The following is a 3,620-nucleotide window of genomic DNA, read 5'->3' on the forward strand; positions in this document are numbered from 1 at the left end:
GATAAACCTTCTAAATTGGTATTAGGTATCGCCTACAATTCAACGGTCGCCCTTAGGGTGCCGCTGCCGATCGTATACTACGAGAAGCGTTTCCATAAACATTGGACCTATGTGGTAGGCGCGCCGAAAACGGCTATGAAATATCATTTCAACGAGAAACACCAGCTACAGTCCGAATTCATATTGGACGGGTACTACGTAAACCTTCAGAATTCCATCGTACTTCCCGGGGGAGGTGCGGCCACATCGATTTCATCGTCCGCGTCATTGGTCACTTTGGGATATCAGTATGCCATCAAGAAATCGGTCTTCCTGTATGTTTATGGTGGACATACCCTGTTTCAGGCTGGCGTTCTGAGGAATGCGGATAGAGACGATATTTTTACCCTGAACGACGGTCCCAGTTTCTACATGAGGGCCGGATTTCGGATAGGACTTTAAAATGAATGCAATGCCAAAAATACTAATTATAGAAGACGAATCGGCCATTAGAAGGGTGCTGGTCAAAATACTTTCCGAAGAGAACGACACCTATCAATTGGAGGAAGCAGAAGATGGATTAAAAGGTTTGGAAGCGATCAAGAACAACGATTACGATTTGGTGCTCTGCGACATAAAAATGCCTAAAATGGATGGTGTGGAAGTGTTGGAAGCCGCCCGAAAGATAAAGCCCGAAATACCCTTTATCATGATTTCGGGACATGGTGATCTCGACACTGCGGTGAACACCATGCGCTTGGGAGCCTTTGACTATATTTCAAAACCGCCCGATCTGAACCGACTTTTGACCACGGTCAGGAACGCGCTAGATCGACTGGAATTAGTGGTCGAGAACAAAAATCTACGGAAGAAAGTTAGCAAAAATTATGAAATGGTAGGGGAGAGCGAGGCCATTGCTGTCATCAAGGAGATGATCGAGAAAGTCGCCCCGACCGAAGCGCGCGTTTTGATAACGGGCGCCAATGGCACCGGAAAGGAACTGGTCGCCCATTGGATACATCAAAAAAGCGGGCGTAGTGGCGGGCCGTTCATCGAGGTCAATTGTGCCGCAATCCCCTCCGAACTCATAGAGAGTGAACTTTTTGGCCATGTAAAAGGCGCGTTTACCTCTGCGGTTCGCGATAGGGCGGGCAAATTCGAGGCCGCCAATAAAGGCACTATATTTTTGGACGAGATCGGTGATATGAGCCTTTCGGCCCAGGCCAAAGTACTGCGGGCCTTACAGGAGAGCAAAATTTCAAGGGTGGGTACGGACAAGGATATCAAGGTCGATGTACGCGTGGTGGCCGCTACCAACAAGAATCTTAAAAAGGAGATCGAAGAGGGCAGGTTCCGGGAAGATCTATACCATCGCCTAGCGGTAATCCTAATGCAAGTACCTGCACTGAACCAAAGGCGTGACGATATTCCTATTTTAATCGATCATTTTTCCAAAAAAATTACTTCGGAACAGGGGGTCATCCCCAAAACCTTCTCGGAAAAGGCCGTCAATTTGTTAAAAAGCTATGATTGGACGGGAAACATCCGCGAACTGAGAAACGTAGTAGAACGTCTGATAATTTTGGGAGGTAAAGAGGTTTCTGAAGAAGATGTAAGGCTATTTGCCAGCAAATGAAGATTTAAAACCTTAAATTTTTACTGCTACTTCCGTTCGTCCCGATATTGTTTATTCCTTCCCGCATTCTCCCATTTGTTCAAGTGCCTTCCCGGTAATCTCCTTGGTTCTCAAATTATAGTATTTTTTCCCTTCCGAAAGATCGGATCTTAAAAGTTGCAGTTCGCAATGTTGATAAATTCGGGTCGCAAAGGCGCGAGCCTCCTTGCAGTTCACGGTGTTGACGACTTTTTGTAGCGATGCGCCGTATGTTGTAAGGGAGGAATCGATTCTTTGTTTTAGAATTTTTTCGTCCGGCGGTATTGATAGGTTTTTTCCGGTTTTGATATCCGTAGTATTGACCGTAAGTTGGTCCGTACCGTAAGGGCTGTCATGCTGCTCGTGCTCGTACAGGGCCTCAAGACCTTCCACGGTATTTTGAAGGGCTTTTTCGAGTAGAATACGGGTGCCGGCTAAAGAGGTGGTCTTGGTAGCACTTGTCAAAAGTTCGGATGTCTCGATAATTCGCTCCGAAGCGTCCTCGCAAGCGCAGTCTTCCAGCTGGAGTTTCGATTTGGCGATGGCATCAAGGGATTTGTAGATATGGAATCGCATCAGTTGTAAGTCTGTCATGAATAATGCCTTTTCAGTTTGCGATTTTACATAGGCGATGTTTGAACCTGCATATTCGCAAGGCTTTATGGGTCCCAAAGATGTAAACAAACAAAAAATAATCGCGTTGCGTATCAGGTAATAAAACTTCATAAGGTAGGTTTGGTCAGTAAAATTTGGGTGTTTTACTATGCAAAGTTACCTATATCAAGGGGTTAGCGCCTACTTTATTCGATGCACCGCAGCGCGTATGGGTTATTTTGGACGAACCGATAGCTTCTTGGGTCGAACGGTTATTTTTTTCGGTTTGGATTACCGTTCAACGAATGGTTTTTCTATCTTCAACCCATGGATTTATCAAAAATCACCTCATTTAAGGTCGACGGACCAATGAAGCTCTCCGACCGGAAGACGTACGAGGATTTCGATGCGTCGGACAAACAGCTAAAGGAGAAATTAAAAGACATTAGAAAAGATCTCGGAGATTTTCAGGATACTATTTACGCACATGGAAAATATAGCGTCCTGATTTGCTTGCAGGGGATGGATACCGCGGGCAAGGACAGCCTGATCCGAGAGGTTTTTAAGGATTTTAATGTGCGCGGGGTGGTGGTGCACAGTTTTAAAGTGCCCACTGAACTCGAATTAAAGCACGATTACCTTTGGCGCCATTACATTGCACTGCCCGCCAAGGGAAAGTTCGGGGTGTTCAACCGTACCCATTACGAAAATGTATTGGTAACACGGGTGCATCCGGAATATATAATGGCAGAGAACATTCCCGGTATCCATTCCGTGGCAGATATCGATCAAAAGTTTTGGGACAGGCGCTTTGATCAGATCAACGATTTTGAGAAGCATATAACGGACACCGGCACTATTGTATTTAAGTTTTTTCTACATCTCTCCAAAGAAGAACAACGTCAACGCTTGTTGCGTAGGTTAAACCTCGAACGAAAGAATTGGAAATTTTCACCCGGCGATTTGAAGGAACGGGAGTTGTGGGACAGGTATCAGAATTGTTACGAAGAGGCCATTAACAAGACCTCCAAACCGCATGCGCCTTGGTATATCGTGCCAGCGGACAATAAAAAAGCGGCCCGGGTAACGGTAGCATCGATTTTATGGGAAGAATTAAAAAACTACAAGGATATCAAGGAGCCGAAACTGCACGCCAAAATTAGGGCTGATCTGGAAAGTTATAAAGAACAATTGCAAAAGGAAAAAGGATGAAAAAGCTATTGATACTAACTCTTCTGATCGGTTTTCATTCCTACGCCCAGAACGAGGACGAAAAACAGCTAAAAAAGATATACGATGCCGCACTCACCGAGGGCAAGGCCTACGATTGGCTCAACTACCTGTCCAATCAAATAGGGGGTCGGCTTTCGGGATCTTTAGAGGCACAACGGGC

General features: G+C 45.5%; 4 protein-coding genes and 1 pseudogene. 4 read left to right on the forward strand and 1 reads right to left on the reverse strand.

The genetic code is table 11. From position 1 onward, the window contains the following. On the forward strand, positions 1 to 441 hold a 441-nt coding region (locus tag ACEW8S_RS07655), incomplete at its 5' end, for a DUF6268 family outer membrane beta-barrel protein (RefSeq protein ID WP_373517575.1). 10 nt (positions 442 to 451) lie between these two features. After that, complete coding sequence (locus ACEW8S_RS07660; RefSeq protein ID WP_373517576.1) at positions 452 to 1,615, forward strand: sigma-54-dependent transcriptional regulator; 1,164 nt, start codon at positions 452 to 454, stop codon at positions 1,613 to 1,615. A gap of 51 nt (positions 1,616 to 1,666) precedes the next feature. Here the strand turns inward: ACEW8S_RS07660 and ACEW8S_RS07665 are convergent, their stop codons facing one another. Then, positions 1,667 to 2,227 carry a hypothetical protein gene (locus tag ACEW8S_RS07665; protein WP_373517577.1) on the reverse strand — a complete coding sequence of 187 codons (561 nt, stop codon included), beginning with the start codon at positions 2,225 to 2,227 and terminating at the stop codon, positions 1,667 to 1,669. Between the two features lie 327 nt (positions 2,228 to 2,554). Between ACEW8S_RS07665 and ACEW8S_RS07670 the strand changes: the two genes are divergently transcribed. Then, on the forward strand, positions 2,555 to 3,439 hold the full coding sequence (locus tag ACEW8S_RS07670) for a PPK2 family polyphosphate kinase (RefSeq protein ID WP_373517578.1): 885 nt from the start codon (positions 2,555 to 2,557) through the stop codon (positions 3,437 to 3,439). After that, positions 3,436 to 3,620: pseudogene (locus tag ACEW8S_RS07675) on the forward strand (peptidase M28 family protein); the annotation flags it as partial. The gene ACEW8S_RS07670 and the pseudogene ACEW8S_RS07675, both read left to right, overlap by 4 nt.

Origin of the sequence: Pricia sp., from assembly GCF_041745955.1 — a bacterium.
In the GTDB taxonomy this organism is placed as follows: Bacteria; Bacteroidota; Bacteroidia; order Flavobacteriales; family Flavobacteriaceae; genus Pricia.